General features: G+C 39.0%; 11 protein-coding genes. 7 read left to right on the top strand and 4 right to left on the bottom strand.

Annotated elements, in window-relative coordinates:
* Window positions 1-490 precede the first annotated feature (490 nt).
* The 3 genes from AC1M9C_RS11795 (at window position 491) to AC1M9C_RS11785 (ending at window position 3910) form a co-directional block, all read left to right on the top strand.
* Window positions 491-1942, top strand: a complete 1452-nt coding sequence (locus AC1M9C_RS11795; protein WP_481953767.1) for an aldehyde dehydrogenase family protein — start codon at window positions 491-493, stop codon at window positions 1940-1942.
* A gap of 371 nt (window positions 1943-2313) precedes the next feature.
* Entirely contained in the window at window positions 2314-3798 is a 1485-nt protein-coding gene (locus AC1M9C_RS11790; RefSeq protein ID WP_481953766.1) for a sodium-dependent transporter, read from the top strand.
* A gap of 1 nt (window position 3799) precedes the next feature.
* Window positions 3800-3910: a methionine/alanine import family NSS transporter small subunit gene (locus AC1M9C_RS11785; RefSeq protein WP_081403317.1), complete on the top strand. Its 111-nt coding sequence runs from the start codon at window positions 3800-3802 to the stop codon at window positions 3908-3910.
* Window positions 3911-4004: 94 nt separating this feature from the next.
* On the opposite strand, the gene rsmB is transcribed toward AC1M9C_RS11785, so the two are convergent.
* Both rsmB and fmt read right to left on the bottom strand, forming a co-directional pair.
* Window positions 4005-5300 carry a 16S rRNA (cytosine(967)-C(5))-methyltransferase RsmB gene (gene rsmB / locus AC1M9C_RS11780; RefSeq protein WP_481953765.1) on the bottom strand — a complete coding sequence of 432 codons (1296 nt, stop codon included), beginning with the start codon at window positions 5298-5300 and terminating at the stop codon, window positions 4005-4007.
* The gene (gene fmt, locus AC1M9C_RS11775) at window positions 5297-6259 is read right to left on the bottom strand and encodes a methionyl-tRNA formyltransferase (RefSeq protein ID WP_481953764.1); all 963 of its coding nucleotides are present in this window, start codon (window positions 6257-6259) and stop codon (window positions 5297-5299) included. Before fmt ends, rsmB begins: the two co-directional genes overlap by 4 nt.
* A 381-nt stretch (window positions 6260-6640) precedes the next feature.
* On the opposite strand from fmt, the gene ilvD reads away from it, so the two are divergent.
* From ilvD to AC1M9C_RS11755, 4 genes are all read left to right on the top strand, one after another.
* Window positions 6641-8470, top strand: a complete 1830-nt coding sequence (gene ilvD, locus AC1M9C_RS11770; protein WP_180000371.1) for a dihydroxy-acid dehydratase — start codon at window positions 6641-6643, stop codon at window positions 8468-8470.
* A 258-nt stretch (window positions 8471-8728) separates the two neighbouring features.
* Window positions 8729-10051 carry a hypothetical protein gene (locus tag AC1M9C_RS11765; RefSeq protein WP_481587757.1) on the top strand — a complete coding sequence of 441 codons (1323 nt, stop codon included), beginning with the start codon at window positions 8729-8731 and terminating at the stop codon, window positions 10049-10051.
* A complete protein-coding gene (locus AC1M9C_RS11760; RefSeq protein ID WP_481953769.1) occupies window positions 10044-10331 on the top strand; it encodes a chorismate mutase in 288 nt (95 codons plus the stop codon). The genes AC1M9C_RS11765 and AC1M9C_RS11760 overlap by 8 nt, the downstream gene beginning before the upstream one ends.
* Before the next feature lie 171 nt (window positions 10332-10502).
* Window positions 10503-12206, top strand: coding sequence for a putative bifunctional diguanylate cyclase/phosphodiesterase (locus AC1M9C_RS11755; RefSeq protein ID WP_481953763.1), 1704 nt, complete (start codon window positions 10503-10505; stop codon window positions 12204-12206).
* Window positions 12207-12262: 56 nt separating this feature from the next.
* Here the strand turns inward: AC1M9C_RS11755 and AC1M9C_RS11750 are convergent, their stop codons facing one another.
* On the bottom strand, window positions 12263-13558 hold the full coding sequence (locus AC1M9C_RS11750; RefSeq protein ID WP_481587755.1) for a solute carrier family 23 protein: 1296 nt from the start codon (window positions 13556-13558) through the stop codon (window positions 12263-12265).
* 303 nt (window positions 13559-13861) lie between these two features.
* On the bottom strand, window positions 13862-16552 hold the full coding sequence (ppc, locus tag AC1M9C_RS11745) for a phosphoenolpyruvate carboxylase (protein ID WP_481953762.1): 2691 nt from the start codon (window positions 16550-16552) through the stop codon (window positions 13862-13864).
* Window positions 16553-16624: the final 72 nt, after the last annotated feature.

Below are 16624 nucleotides of genomic sequence, written 5' to 3'. Positions count from 1 at the left end.
CAGCTCATTATTCTAAACACCCCCTTCAATAGAAGGGGGTGTTTTTTTATGCGGGATAATAAAGAATTAAAGAATTAAATATAAAGGGAAAAAGGGAAATGGATGGTGGTACTGAAAAATATCCTTTAAATACATTTTTAATCTTAAAATTGAAAAAAATAATCATATAGACGATAAATTTTATGTCTTGGACAGTTATAGCAACCGCTCTTATCCATCTGATGCTCAAATTCATAAAGCACGATTAGTTTCTATCGGTATACCTGTGTACATAGAAAAATGATCGCCTAATCAATAGGTGGTGGTTGTATTTTAATGCTTTAGGTCATGAGTGACTAAAATGCATGCGAGATGCAATAGAGACATGTACATAATAAAAATTAAGAGCGAAAAAATATATTACTTAATTACTCATGAACAGAAGTTGCTTGAGAGGTCATGATATAGTGAATTTAAAAGTTTTAAATCCGAATATATTTAAGGATACGCGATGACCAATTCAGAAAAAAAAATTGAGTGTGATTATTCTCTTTATGTTGCCTCTAAAGCATCCCAAACAGGTCAATGGCTTGAAGTAAAAGATAAATTTAGCCAAAAAACATTTGCCCGAGTAGCCTTAGCAGATGCAAATACTTTAGAAAAAGCAATCCAATCTGCAATTGATGCAGAACAGGCAATGGCAAAATTAGAACCATTTCAAAAGCAAAAGATTTTATTACATTGTGTCAAACGCTTTGGCGAAATGAGAGAGGAATTAACTGCAATTTTGATTGCAGAGGGTGGAAAGCCATTAAAAGCAGCTCAGGCTGAAGTTGAGCGTCTTATAAATACCTTTCAAATCGCTGCTGATGCTGTTACACAAATCGACGATGGGCGTTTAATGCCATTGGCTGTAACACCTGCTGCACAGGGTTACACAGGTATGATTAAACATGTTCCGATTGGTGCTGTATCATTAATTAGTCCTTTTAATTTTCCGCTTAATTTAACTGCTCATAAAATTGCACCTGCAATTGCAGCAGGGTGTCCTTTCGTACTGAAACCTGCGTCACTTACACCAGTTTCTGCTCTAAAAATCGCAGAAGTGTTGGCTGAAACTGATTTACCTCAAGGTGCATTTTCAGTTTTACCTTGCCCTCGCGAACAGGCAGATATCTTGGTAACCGATGACCGATTCAAATTACTCAGTTTTACTGGATCGGATGAAGTCGGTTGGGATATGAAAGCACGTGCTGGTCGAAAAAAAGTCACCTTAGAGCTTGGTGGAAATGCTGCTGTTTTAATTGAACCTGATACTGAAATATCTGATGTGTTAATTGATCGTCTTATTGGGGGAGCTTATAACCATGCAGGTCAAGTTTGTATTAGTGTCCAAAGAATTTTAGTCCATGAAAATATTTATACTGATTTAAAGAAGAAATTAATTTCCAAAATTAAAAAAATCAAAGCGAGCGATCCAAATTCAGACTTGACCTTATGTGGCCCTATGATCAAGGAGGGAGAAGCTAAAAGGCTTAAAAAATGGGTCGATAAAGCGGTAAAGAAAGGCGCCAAAGTTTTAGTCGAAGGTCAGATAAAAGGGGCTTTATTTGATCCAATATTGCTAGAAAATGTTGATACGTCTTTAGAAATTTATAAAGATGAAGCTTTTGGGCCAGTAGCCATTCTAGAGAAGTATAAAGATTTTGAAAAAGGCATTGCTACAATTAATCAAAGTCGATTTGGTCTACAAGCTGGCGTTTATACACAAAGTCTGAATAAAATGATGTATGCGTGGAATCATTTACATGTAGGTGGTGTCATCATTAATGATATTCCATCATTCCGTGTGGATAACATGCCTTATGGTGGTGTTAAAGATTCAGGTCTAGGTCGAGAAGGGATTCAATCAGCAATTCGAGATATGCAAGAAGAACGATTGCTTGTGATTAAACAAGGATAAATTATTACTTATGTTAAAAGGAGTATAACGCTCCTTTTAAATTATTTAGTTTAGATTAACGCTGTGATTTAAAAATAAACATATTGAGTTAAAAATTAATCAATAAGAATAAAAAAATGATGAAACACAGTTTTTTCCTGAATTAATTACAGAAAAATCTGATTAAAAGCGCTATTGTTGATTCATTAAACATCCTTTATTTCATCTTTCTTTAACCAAGAATATTAAATAAGGGGTGGTTTGTAATTCGAAAAAAATGCTCAAAAGGCCGTTTCTGATTCAAACAACAAAATTTTAATGGTATGCAATTACTTGCGAGATAACATCAACAATAGCAGTAAGCGTGTACCCATTTACGGATTAGGTACTATATGACAGCTTCACGTGAAAATTGGAGCGCCAGATCAGGTTTTATTATTGCAGCGATTGGTTCTGCAGTAGGTTTAGGCAATATTTGGCGTTTTCCCTATGTCGCATATGAAAATGGTGGCGGGGCATTTTTAATCCCTTATCTGGTTGCAATTTTTGCTGCCGGTCTTCCACTTTTATTTTTAGATTATGCAGTTGGACATAAATACCGTAAGGCCCCACCTACAGCTTACAAGAAGTTGATGAATGGTGAATCATTGGGTTGGTGGCAAGTCGCTGTGACATTAATTATTGGTATTTACTATGCCAGTGTATTGTCATGGGCGGGTAGTTATATGTTCTACTCATTTGGTCAACAGTGGGGAAGTGATACAGAAAAATTCTTTTTCACCACCTATCTTCAGAATGGAGAAGGCTTAGCATTTGGATTTGTTCCGACCTTATTTATAGGTTTGGTTGTCGTTTGGGCGATCGTTATGTTCATCCTGTATGGTGGGGTGAAGAAAGGCGTGGAATTGTCGAATAAGATCTTTATGCCCTTGTTGGTGGTTTTATTCACGATTCTCGTGATTCAAGCTATTCGTTTACCAGGTGCTGTCCAAGGTTTAAATGCATTCTTTACACCAAACTGGGAAGCGATGAGCAACTATAAAGTGTGGTTAGCTGCATTTGGCCATATCTTTTTCTCGTTATCCGTTGGTTTCGGGATTATGTTGACCTACGCTTCATATTTGAAGAAAAAAACGAATTTAACTGGTTCTGGACTAGTCGTTGCTCTTGCAAATTCATCTTTTGAAATTTTAGCTGGTATTGGGGTATTTGCAGCATTAGGTTTCATGGCCTACAGTGCGGGTGCTTCAGTTGACGATGTTGTATCTGGTGGTATTGGTTTAGCTTTTATCGCTTTCCCTAAGATCATTTCAAGCATGGGGGCTGGCGGAGACTTATTTGGCTTCTTGTTCTTTGCATCTTTAACAGTTGCAGGGATTACATCCATGGTCAGTATTCTTCAAGTTCCAATCGCAGGTTTCCAAGACAAGTTAGGATGGTCTCGTAAGAAGGCTGTGACGATTATTGCAGGTGGTTCAGCGATTGTTTCAACATTATTGTTCTCAACTCACAGTGCGATTACGTTTGTCGATATTATTGATTACTTTGCCAATAATATTGGTATTGTCGCGGGTGGCTTATTATCAATCGTATTAGTGTCATGGTTCCGTCGCCCGTTGTTAAAGCAACTTCAAGAACATGTAAATCAATATTCTAGTATTAAGCTAGGTGCTGGTTGGAACTTCATGTTGACTGTAGTTACGCCAATCTCATTGTTAGCTGCGCTATTGATGACCTTGAAGTCAATATTTACTGAAGGTTATGGCGGTTATCCAATTGAAATTCTATTGCCAATTGGTGGCGGTGTAGTTGCAATCTTTGTGTTCTGTGCGGTTGTTTTTAGTCGACTAAAAGACAATGGACCTGAGGAGAAATAAGATGAATACTTCTGCTTTAATGATGCTTATTATCTCAACAGTGCTGTTATGGGGTGGTCTTATTTTAGCCATGATTCATTTGGCAAAAAACCCTGATGAGCTTGAAGATTAAATTACTTCAGATAAATATTAAAAAAGCCATGACATGAGTCATGGCTTTTTTAATATGTAGGTAAATTAGAAATAAACTATCTTAAAAAATAGCATTAAATCTTTTGAATTAAACAATAATAGAATCCATCCCCATGACCTTGTTGTGGCAATAACTGACGGCCGTGAATTTGTTCAATTCCCCAATTTACATTTAATTTGATTTCTTGAGCATCTGCATGCGTGTTGAAGAAATCAATCATTTGGTGTTCATTTTCAGCTTTCAAAATCGAGCAGGTAATATAAAGCATTGACCCGCCAACTTTGAGTTGTTGCCACATATGATTCAGAATCTGTTTTTGAAGAGCAACCGTTTGTTGGATATCGGTAGATTGGCGAAGTAAACGAATATCTGGATGACGTCGTACAACTCCAATAGCAGAACACGGTGCATCAAGAATAATACAGTCAGCCTGTTCAGGTGCAGACCATACCGTAGCATCAGCAGTCAGTATTTCCACTGGTGCATACTGATTAAGAGCAAGACGCTCTAAGTTTTCACTTACGCGGCTTAAACGCTTTGTGTCGTGATCGATCGCATACAGCTTTTTAGGACGATAACACTCTAAAATATGTGCTGTTTTTCCACCTGGAGCCGCACATGCATCAATTACGATCTTATCATCAAGATTCGGCAACAAGGTCGCGCAAAGTTGAGCATGTTCATCCTGAACAGAAAAACCACCTTCTTCAAAGCCAGGGAGATGAGGAATATGCACGGATTGATCTAAGATAATGCCGACATCGGACCATTCACATGGATGAGCATCAATCCCTTCTTCATCAAGAATATCTAAATATTCCTCACGGCTTACCTGTCGTTCATTTACACGTAGTGTCAAAGGCGCAGCCAGTTTAAGCTCAGCTGAAAGCATTTCAAGATACTCTGGCCAATCTTTTTTCAAACGCTTAAATAGCCAACTAGGTAAACCATGGGCTTGGTCTAATGCTTCGCCGAATTCTTCAGTTTCACGTGAAACACGACGTAGAATCGCATTCACGACGCCACTTAAAGCCTCAAAACCAAGTTGTTTGGTGGCTGTTACCGTTTCTGAGATAGCCGCATGTGCTGGAATACGCGTGCAAAGCAGTTGATATAAACCTAAATATAGGCAGCTTTCAACGGTTTCATTGTTGAGCGGTTTAGTCAGAAGAGGGAGAGTAATTGCTTTAAGTGCATGCCATTGGCGTAAAGTGCCTAAAGTCAATTCATGAAATAAGGCCCGATCACGCTCACCAACCAATGAAAGATGTTGGGAAAGAACAGAGGTGAGGGATTGCCCATTCTGAACGGCCAGTAATGTTTTAATCACATGCCCGCGTAAATTTAAATGAGAAGATTGTTGGCTCATGCGAAGATCTGTCCTGGCTGCAATTTTTGACTTTGTAGAATTTGTGCAGCATTGAGCGCTTTACCGCCTGGCCACTGAAGTTGAGTGAGGCAAATCACTTGATGATCACCACACACAACGTGAACACCATCCTGATCGACAGCGATGATTTCACCGATTTGTTGAGTTGATGGAGTAAGTGGAGAAAGTTTCGAATTCCAAATGCGTAAATTGTTGGTTTCATCAATAGGTGTGAAAGCTACGGGCCAAGGATTGAAAGCACGGATATTACGATCAATCGTCACAGCATCATTTGCCCAGTTAATTTGAGCTTCAGCCTTCGACAGTTTATGAGCATACACTGTAAGTGATTCATCTTGAACTTCACGTGTATCTAAATAATGCTTTAAAGTGTCTTCACTTTCTAAAACAGCTAGAGTGGCTTCAGCCCCTTGTTGAGCCAGTTTATCATGTAAGGTTGCGGAAGTATCTTCAGCCGTAATAGGACAGATCGTTTTAAACATCATGTCACCAGTGTCTAGACCAGCTGCCATTTTCATGATCGTAATACCTGTTTCAGTATCACCTGTCGCGATAGCGCGTTGAATAGGGGCTGCACCTCGCCAGCGAGGCAATAAGGAACCATGAATATTCAAGCAGCCGTATTTAGGTGTATCTAAAACGACTTGAGGCAAGATTAAACCGTATGCTGCAACCACCATCACATCAGCACTGAAAGACTTGAGTTCAGCTTGAGCAGCCAAACCTTCCTCAGTCGACGATTTAAAATGTAAAGGTTGGTAAACAGGAATATTGTGCTCAAGCGCCAATTGCTTTACCGCTGACGCTGTTAGTTTTTGTCCACGTCCTGCTTTACGGTCTGGCTGCGTATACACAGCAACAATTTCATGAGAAGTCTTTAGCAAAGCTGCTAATGCACTCGCTGCAAATTCAGGGGTTCCCGCAAAGATGATTTTCACTCAGACACTTCCAAAACAATATAAAGAACATTATATGCCAAAAGCGATTTTCGCCCAAATAAGGTCGTAATTTGAAACGTTTTCATGTGCATTTTGTGCTTAAGGTGTGATTAATAAAATTTATGTATTTTTAAAAAAAGATTCATGAAAGTTTTGTATTACGATTTCAGATAAGGGTTTATAGTAGATCACATCTCTTACATCGATTTAGATCGTTGAGGGCAAATCAGACCTATACGAACAATTGGAAGCAATGGTTAACTGTTAATCAGAAAGCTGTCATAATAGAAGTAAGGTTCAACTGATTTAGCCTTATATTTCAGTATCATTTAGCCAGATTGAATACATATTCATCGAGCTCAGCTTAAGTTGGAAATAAAAATGCCTGACTATCGTTCGAAAACATCAACACACGGAAGAAATATGGCGGGTGCACGTGGCTTATGGCGTGCAACTGGAATGAAAGACGAAGATTTTGGCAAACCAATTATTGCAGTAGTCAACTCATTCACACAATTCGTACCGGGTCATGTGCATCTTAAAGACTTAGGTCAGCTTGTTGCACGTCAGATCGAACAAGCGGGTGGTGTAGCTAAAGAATTTAATACAATCGCAGTAGACGACGGTATTGCAATGGGTCACGACGGAATGTTGTATTCATTACCATCGCGTGACTTGATTGCTGACTCAGTCGAATACATGGTCAATGCTCACTGTGCAGATGCAATGGTTTGTATCTCGAACTGTGACAAAATCACACCAGGGATGTTGATGGCGGCAATGCGCTTAAACATTCCTGTGGTGTTTGTTTCAGGCGGCCCGATGGAAGCTGGTAAAGTCCAAATTCGTGGTGGTGAACAAGCGATTGACCTTGTGGATGCCATGATTGTTGCTGCAGACGACAACTACACAGATGAAGAAGTAAAAGCATACGAACGTTCTGCATGTCCAACTTGTGGTTCATGTTCAGGGATGTTTACTGCAAACTCAATGAACTGTTTAACAGAAGCATTAGGTTTATCTTTACCGGGTAATGGTTCAACACTTGCAACGCATGCCAACCGTAAAAAATTATTTGAGCGTGCGGGTCAGTTGATTGTTGAAATCACAAAACGCCATTACGAACAAAACGATTACAGCGTATTACCTCGCAACATTGCCCCTAAAGCTGCTTATGAAAATGCCATGACTTTAGATATCGCGATGGGTGGTTCTACCAATACAGTACTTCACTTATTAGCGGCTGCGCATGAAGCAGAAGTTGATTTTACAATGGACGATATCGATCGTTTATCACGTAAAGTGCCTGTACTGTGTAAAGTTGCACCTGCGGTTAAAAATGTTCACATGGAAGATGTCCATCGTGCAGGCGGGATCATGTCGATCCTTGGCGAATTAGACCGTGCAGGTTTGTTAGATACTTCTGTACCAACCGTACATGAAAAAACATTGAAAGATGCTTTAGATAAGTGGGACATTATTCGTACTGAAAATGAAGAGGTATATAACTTCTTTAAATCAGCACCGGGCGGTGTACCAACACAAACAGCATTCTCACAAGACCGTTACTACACACGTCTTGATGGCGACCGTGAAAATGGCGTGATTCGTAATGCAGAACATGCTTTCTCTAAAGACGGCGGTTTAGCAGTCCTTTACGGTAACATCGCACTTGATGGTTGTATCGTAAAAACGGCTGGTGTAGATGACTCGATTTTGAAATTTAACGGTACAGCACGCGTATTTGAAAGCCAAGATGATGCAGTAGAAGCAATCTTAGGCGGCAAAATCGTAGCAGGTGACGTGGTTCTGATTCGTTACGAAGGTCCACAAGGTGGTCCGGGTATGCAAGAAATGCTGTATCCAACAAGCTACTTAAAATCAAAAGGTTTAGGTAAAGACTGTGCACTTGTGACTGATGGTCGTTTCTCGGGTGGTTCATCAGGTCTTTCAATTGGTCACGTGTCTCCAGAAGCGGCTGAAGGCGGTGCAATTGCTTTAGTTGAAGATGGCGACCGTATCGAAATTGATATTCCAAACCGTACGATTCACTTAGCAGTTGCTGATGATGTATTGGCAGCGCGCCGTGAAGTGCAAGAAGCTAAAGGTTGGAAGCCTGCGAAAGAGCGTCCACGTAAAGTATCTAAAGCACTGAAAGCGTATGCAATGCATGCAACAAGTGCTGCAAAAGGTGCGGTACGTGACATCTAATCTGCTTATAAACTAGATCGATCATGATTCAAAAGCATCCTTCGGGATGCTTTTTTAATCAAGAAAAGTTTGAATTTCATCTGAAAGCGTCAATTACATTAATGACAATATTTGATAGAAAGGTCATAAATATTGATCAATTCTCTTTGTCTTGATATAAGTTTTGCTCGCGTTCAAACTTTTTTAGTTTTAGAAAAAGCGATGAATTCGATACTTTGAGCACATAATTTACCAGTAAAATCATCTGAGGCACATCTCATGTCATTGTTACGCCGTTGGTTTGATCCGCTACGATCGAGTTGGTTTTATCAGAAACCAAATCGTCAAGAGGTCTTGTCAACTGAGCAGGGTTTAACGATCTATCTTCGTTTAGATGATGTGTATAGTTATCTTGCAGTCCAGCAATTGGCACAATTAAATGACATTTTAAAAGATGAAATTAAGCCGTTAAAAATTGTTATCTCAGATACTGCTGCTGAAGCTCCAAATGATATGAGTCCTGAAGAGTGGCAAGATTACAGTCTACGTGATGCCCAAATTTTAGCGTACCAGCATCGTTTCGGATTCGATAATGAAAAGCCTGAAATACCAAGTGCTGAAGCGATTCAACAGGCAGAAACGATTTTACGAAATACACCATTAACAGGTGAAAATTTTCTCTATTTATTGGAAGATGTCTTCCATATGTTGTGGCAACAGCAATATGGAAAATTACGTACTTTGTATGTCATGGCCAGTCGACATCGAAAAGAACAACAAATCGCTGAGCGAACTTTTGATCACACGCCAGTTTTAGCAAGCTTTTTTGAGCTCGGTGATCGTCGGTATCATGCGGTAGATGATTTATTAAGATTGACCCGCCGTTTAAAACAACAAAAACTCTTGACTGGTAATCCTATTTTTCTCATCAATCATATTGAGTGGCGGGAACACCTAATGAATGATGCTGAGGAATTATCTGAGATTCAGGCGATGAATCCTGAGTTGGACCTCTATATTGCATTAGAAGATCCGATCTCTTGGTTATTGTTAGCTTATATTAAAGAAGAACTTGCCGATTATTACGATATCCAACTTACCGTTTATCCATTGCAATATCAGGGACGAGATTTATTTGATTGGAGTTTGGCAACGCGTTTATCTAAACGAACAGAAGTAAAATTCACGCCGTTTTGCCGACCGACTCAGCAGGCGACATATGAAATAGCACGATTGTTTTACAGTGTGCCTGAGGATCAACGTCTTGATGCAATGTATGAAATCTTGCAGGCTGTTTGGAGTAAAGGTAAAGATCTATCGTATCGACCTCATATTCAAGCCTTAAAACAGAGCTTGAATATCACGACGCTCACTGAAGAGTCGATCAGTCAAAAGCTAGAAGAAAATCAATTACTCTGTGAGATGAAATCACAACCTGATTTACCAGTGCTTGAGCTTCGTATCGATGGAAAGAGTTATGTGTTTAATAGCTTATATCGTGTATGGATGATTGAAAGTATTTTCAGTAATGTGTTAGAACAAAAGTACAAAAGTGAAAATGAATCTGAACACAGGGATACCGAATCAATTGAAAATCAATAAAGAAAAATGCGAAACCCTTCAGCAAGCTCGAGCACAAATAGATTCAATTGATCAAGCTATAACAGAATTAATTGGTTTACGCCAATATTACGTAGATCAGGCAGTGCGATTTAAAAGAACTATCCAAGATGTACAGTCTCCTGAACGTGTTGAAATAGTGATTGAAAAAATACGTGAATTGTCTACAAAGAATGGTGTGGATCCATTAGTCATGGAAAAAATATATCGAGAGATGATTCAACACTTTATTCAAAGAGAGTTAAAAGAAATACGACCATAATAGTCGGAATTCTTAATAAGAATGAGGAACTTAGTTTCCTCTTTTATTCATTGAAATTTACAAAATATATAGCCGATTTGTGAACTGGTTCAACAAAGCTTAGTGTTACAAAAAATAATATTAAGTTAACATTTGGATACATCACTTTTTAGACTGACGGTCGAAGGCGCTATGGATACCCAGTTACAATTAGAAAAAATAGTCAAGGATCTTGAAAACTATAAAGTAGCCATTGATGCACATTCAATTGTTGCCATAACAGATGCACGTGGCGTCATTACTCATGTCAATGAGAAGTTTTGTAATATCTCACAGTATTCTTATGAAGAGCTGGTCGGATCAACACATAAAATTATTAATTCAGGCTATCACCCGAGAAGTTTTTTTAAATATATGTGGAAAGCCATTTCGAGTGGAGAAATTTGGAAAGGCGAAATTTGTAACCGAGCTAAAAATGGTTCTTTATATTGGGTTGAAACAACGATTGTGCCGCTTAAAGATAATAATGGCGTTTTACAAAACTATATCTCCATTCGAACTGATATCACACAGCTAAAAAATTCCGAAGACCATGCACGTTATATGGCATTACATGATGAATTAACGGGATTGCCTAACCGCCGTTTTATGCAAGAACGCATGTTGGAGGTGATTGAATCATGTAAACAAAATGGTACACATAGTGCACTCATGATGTTGGATTTGGATAACTTCAAAAATATTAATGACACGTTAGGACACGATCGTGGAGATGACCTACTCAAAATGGTCTCGGTGCGCCTTATGGAGTGTGTGGCACAGCAGAATGCAATTGTCCGTCTTGGTGGAGACGAGTTTTTAATTATTCTTTCAGATTTAAATCCAGATGAAACGATTGCTAATCAAGCAGTGATGCAAATCGCTGATAAAGTTCGTGCTGCATTAAATGAGCCTTTCGTATTAAAGGATAATAAAATCCATACTAGCTCTAGTATCGGAATTTTTATTTTCCGTAATTCAAAATTGCCAAAAAATGAGTTGCTTAAGTACGCCGACATGGCGCTGTATCAAGCTAAAGAAAATGGTAAAAACTGCATATGTGTTTTTGATCCTGAAATGGAACAAAGTGTTATTGCTAAAGCTGCTTTATTAAATGATTTAAGATTAGCTTTATTACGAGATGAGTTCCAACTTTATTATCAGATTTTAGTAAATCGTGAAGAGGAAGTGATTGGGTATGAGGCCTTGCTACGTTGGAGTCATCCTGAACACGGTTTGATTTTACCAGGTCGATTTATTGAAGAAGTGGAGAAAACTGATCTCATACATGATGTTGGTAATCGTGTATTAGTATTAGCATGCCAACAGTTAAAAGATTGGAGCCAATACCCAGAATCTTCAAACTGGACGATTTCAGTCAATATTAGTGTCGAACAATTCCGTAAGACTGACTTTGATAAAAATGTGCTTCGGATTATTGATGAAGCAGGAATTGATCCAACATTATTACGTTTAGAACTCACTGAAAGTATGTTCTATACCGATATGCATAACTCAATTGAGAAAATGAAAAAGCTCATCGAGCGTGGATTAAGATTCTCTATGGATGATTTTGGAACAGGATATTCTTCATTGAATTACCTCAAAATGCTTCCACTGGATCAACTCAAAATTGATCGTTCATTTGTAGAAAATATTGTCGGTAATCCACGCGATATTGCTATTGTGAAAACGATTATTGATTTAGCACAGATTCTCGATCTGAATGTGGTGGCAGAGGGTGTAGAAACTGAAGAGCAGTTCCAAGTTCTGAAAGAAAATGGCTGTAATACGTTTCAAGGCTATTATTTTGGTCGACCTCAACCGATTGAAAAAAATCTTAAAATACTTAATTAGAATAAAAAATTAAAAAAGAGAGCATTAAGCTCTCTTTTTTTATATGCGATAGATTTTTAGTTAGACTTTCCACCTAAGCTAAAGAACCAATTCAGGAATAATGCAGCAAAGGTAGCCGTTCCAATACCACCTAAATTGAAGCTACCAAATTGAAGCGCAAAGTCACCAGTACCTAAGATCAGCGTGATCGCAGCAATCATGAGGTTTTTATTTTTAGAGAAATCGACACGATGTTCGATCCAAATTTTAGCACCAGCTATGGTAATTAAACCAAACACCACAATTGATGCACCGGCAAGAATCGCAGTTGGAATGGTTTGAATAATTGCACCAAATTTTGGTGATAAGCCAAGGAAAATTGCGAATACACCTGCGATGGCAAAAATAATCGTGGAATAGACACGTGTCACAGCCATCACGCCAATATTTTCACCATAAGTGGTCATGCCTGGAGCACCTACACCACCGGCTAATGATGTTGCAACACCATCGGCTACAAACGCTTTTCCAATATGTGAGTCTAGATTTTCACCAGTCATGGCAGAGACAGCTTTGATGTGACCTAAGTTTTCAGCCACTAAAATCAAAGCTACAGGAGCAATGATGAGCATCGCGTTCGTACTGAACTCAGGAGCATGAAAGTTAGGAAGACCAAACCATGCAGCTTGTGTAATCGGCGCGAAGTTAATTGGAGTACCGTAACCCATGATATTCGTAATAACAAAATATACGATATAAGACAGCACCAAACCTACAAGTAAAAGTAGGCGTTGTAGCATCCCTTTGGTGAATACTGCAATTGAAGCCATACACATGACAGTAATCAATGCCATCCACATATTAAATGGATTACCCGCGACACTTTTTACCGTTACCGGTGCAAGATGCAGACCGATGATCATGACCACAGAACCTGTTACGACAGGAGGCATGAGCTTTTCAATCCATCGAGTACCTGTTGCCATCACCAGAAAACCAATTAAGGCATAAAGTACACCACAGGCAATAATTCCCCCAGCAGCTAATGCAATATTCGCATTTGCTCCAGCACCGGCATAGCCCGTTGCCGTGATGACTACACCAATAAAAGCAAAGCTTGAGCCTAAATAACTGGGCACTCGACCGCCAGTGATGAGGAAAAATAACAGGGTACAAATACCTGACATTAATATAGCAAGATTAGGATCAAAACCCATTAATAATGGTGCTAAAACTGTCGCACCAAACATGGCAAAAGCATGTTGAATGCCAAGAACTACACTTTGCGCAGGAGGTAAATATTCGGTCGTGCCAACAGGACGCGTATCAATATCATCCGTGAAGGGACGCCATTTAGGAAACCAACTGGTCATAAAGTGAGCACTCAATAGTTAAATTGTGCACATCATACGCCTGTTTTATGAGAAATCATCTGTTTCTTGAAAAATTATTAAAACTAATGGTCTGACTTTTATTAAATTTTTACCCATCGGTAAAAAAAATATGTTTTAAAAATAAAGTAAAATCAGCCTATTGCAATTCAGCTATATCAAAAAAATCTATATCCATATTGAGTAAAAAATTTATAGGTGCTTTGTTGTCATTACTGAAAATTAGAATAAAGTCTTTAAATTGCTCAAGCCCATAAAGGTACTTGAGCATAGACAGTCGTGAAATCAACCCGTATTACGTAATCCAGCAGCAATACCTGCAATACTTACCATTAATGCATGGTCAACCTCAGTTTGTTCGACAGTTCGTTCAGCTAAATATTCGCGACGTCTTTTCATGAGTTCTGCTTGTAACAGGTGTAATGGAAGGAGATAGGGTTTACGGATCTTCATGGCTTGATCAAGAACTTCATTAGAACTGAGTAATTTAGATTCACCTTTCATCGCCAATAAAGTTTGTACTGCGTCATGTAAGCGTTGGCGTAGTTCCGCACCCAATACTTTAAGATTTTCATCTTGGGTGAGATGAGATTCATAATACAATGCAACATTGCTATCTGATTTAGATAGCACCATCTCCAACATATCAATTAAAGTTTGGAAATAAGGCCATTGTTCTAACATTTCATCTAGCTCAGCTTTGTGACCTTCTGAAATGACTTGATTGATGGCTGCACCAGTACCTAACCATGCTGGAAGCATTAATCGAATTTGAGTCCATGCAAATACCCATGGAATTGCACGTAAGGATTCAATACCACCGCTGATTTTTCGTTTCGCTGGTCTTGAACCCAAAGGTAGCATCTGTAATTCAAGCTCTGGCGTCACGGTTCTTAAATATTGGACAAAATGAGGGTTTTCGCGGACTGTTTGACGGTAAACATTCACAGAGAGTTCCGTCATTTTGTGCATCAACTCGCGCCATGCTGCCTTGGGTTCTGGTGGTGGCAGTAAAGTCGCTTCAAGGGTAGCTGCGGTATAAATCTCTAAATTTTGCAGTGCGATTTCTTCTAATCCAAATTTGAATCGGATCATTTCGCCTTGTTCGGTCACACGGATTGCACCTGAGATTGAGCCAGGTGGTTGTGAAAATAGTGCTTGTTGGGTTGGAGCACCACCACGACTAATTGAGCCACCACGACCATGGAACAAAGTGAGTTGTATACCATGTTGTTTGGCAATAGCTGTTAACTCTTCTTGTGCACGGTACTGAGCCCAATTCGCAGACATGAAACCTGCATCTTTTGCTGAGTCAGAGTAACCAATCATGACCTCGTGCTTGTTTTGAATATGTTGTTTGTACCAATGCATACTGAATAAAGTATTCATGGTCGAAGCTGCGCCATCTAAATCTTTTAACGTTTCAAATAATGGAACTACACGCAGAGGTTGCTTAATACCTGCTTCTTTTTGGAGTAATAGAACCGCCAAAACGTCACTTGGATATTCCGCCATTGAAATAATATAAGCACCTAGACTTTCAGCAGGTTGTTCTGCCAAAGTTCGCATGGTAGCGAATACTTCTTGAACATCAGGATGCTCAATAAGACTTTGAGCAGATTCATTAAGATGCTTAGGAAGTAAAGGGCGTTTGCTTTGCAGTTCTTGTAATAAGAAGTTTTGACGGGCTTGTTCAGTCCATGTCTCAAAATTGCCAAGTCCAAGATACTCAGTAATCGCTGAAATTGCTTGACGATGACGACCTGACTCTTGGCGAATATCTAGTTTTAATAACTCAATACCGAAACAATTCACGCGATAAATAAAATCGAGTAACTTTCCTTGAGCAATACCGGAAAGGTTTGAATCGACTAATGAGCGATAACATAACAATAATGGCTGCAATAACTCATCTTTGTGATGAATAATCTGGCTACGATCCACATCAGAATGTTGACCTTGTAATTTTGCAGTGAGCCATTCTCTTGTAATTTTTAAGCGTTCACGTGTTGTTCTTAAATATTCACGATAAGGCTCTGGATGAGGCTGACCTAAGGCAGTCTTTAGTTCATCACTGCACGCCTGAACAGAAAGCTCCCAACGTAAATCTTCAATATCTCGGAGGTAGAGATCCGCGGCTTTCCATCGAGATAACCATAAAACTTCTTGAGTCACTTTGTGTGTGACATTTGGGTTTCCATCTCGGTCACCACCCATCCAAGATGCAAACCGCACAGGTGCAATATCTAAAGGTAAAGCTTGAGAACAATGCTCTTGAACCAATTGATTTAATTCACGGACAAACTTAGGAATAGCGTTCCATAAAGTTTGCTCAATGGTAGTAAAACCCCATTTTGCTTCATCAATTGGGGTTGGACGATGTTGGCGAATTTCATCGGTTTGCCATGCTGAACAAACCAATTGTTTTAATTCAGAAAGAACTTGAGCGCGCTGTTTGGGGGTCAGCTTTTGCTGATTAAACTTAGATAAACACTCGTTGATCCCATCATATTTTTGGATCAAGGTGCGACGACTAACTTCCGTAGGATGTGCGGTGAGTACAAGCTCAATATTTAGCTCACAAATTTGTTGATAAAGGGTTTCCGCTGAAATCAGCTGTTGTTGAAATTTTTCAAAAAGGGGAATAAGGACATTCGCTGCAGCGCCGTTTTCATCAAACTCATTTTGGCGACGGCTACGTACCACATGATATTGTTCTGCAATATTGGCAAAGTTCAGAAAATGTGAAAAAGCACGTGTGAGTGGAAGAATCTCATCATCTTTTAAACTTAAAAATAAACTTTCTAATTGTTTTTCAGCTTCGCTATCACCATCACGTGCACCTTTCGCGAGTGCACGAATTTGTTCAACTTGATTAAACAAATCTTGTCCAGCTTGTTCTTTTAAAGTCTCTCCTAAAAGATTACCGAGTAAGCGTACGTCTTCACGTAATGGAGCATCAATTTGTTGAATCATTTTTTTCTCCTTTTCTTGTTCTTTTGACTATACCGCTTATTCATGACATGCCAAGCGATTGCAAAATAATTT

It is taken from the genome of Acinetobacter sp. 24-47-39, assembly GCF_056783825.1.
The sequence above is the reverse complement of the archived record's forward strand: the minus strand, read 5'-3'. Positions and strand labels throughout refer to the sequence as shown.

Excerpts from the sequence above, each read along its gene's own strand:
- AC1M9C_RS11795 (WP_481953767.1), top strand. The coding sequence starts at position 491 with ATGACCAATTCAGAAAAAAAAATTGAGTGTGATTATTCTCTTTATGTT.
- AC1M9C_RS11790 (WP_481953766.1), top strand. The coding sequence starts at position 2,314 with ATGACAGCTTCACGTGAAAATTGGAGCGCCAGATCAGGTTTTATTATT.
- AC1M9C_RS11785 (WP_081403317.1), top strand. The coding sequence starts at position 3,800 with ATGAATACTTCTGCTTTAATGATGCTTATTATCTCAACAGTGCTGTTA.
- rsmB (WP_481953765.1), bottom strand. The coding sequence starts at position 5,300 with ATGAGCCAACAATCTTCTCATTTAAATTTACGCGGGCATGTGATTAAA.
- ilvD (WP_180000371.1), top strand. The coding sequence starts at position 6,641 with ATGCCTGACTATCGTTCGAAAACATCAACACACGGAAGAAATATGGCG.
- AC1M9C_RS11765 (WP_481587757.1), top strand. The coding sequence starts at position 8,729 with ATGTCATTGTTACGCCGTTGGTTTGATCCGCTACGATCGAGTTGGTTT.
- AC1M9C_RS11755 (WP_481953763.1), top strand. The coding sequence starts at position 10,503 with ATGGATACCCAGTTACAATTAGAAAAAATAGTCAAGGATCTTGAAAAC.
- AC1M9C_RS11750 (WP_481587755.1), bottom strand. The coding sequence starts at position 13,558 with ATGACCAGTTGGTTTCCTAAATGGCGTCCCTTCACGGATGATATTGAT.
- ppc (WP_481953762.1), bottom strand. The coding sequence starts at position 16,552 with ATGATTCAACAAATTGATGCTCCATTACGTGAAGACGTACGCTTACTC.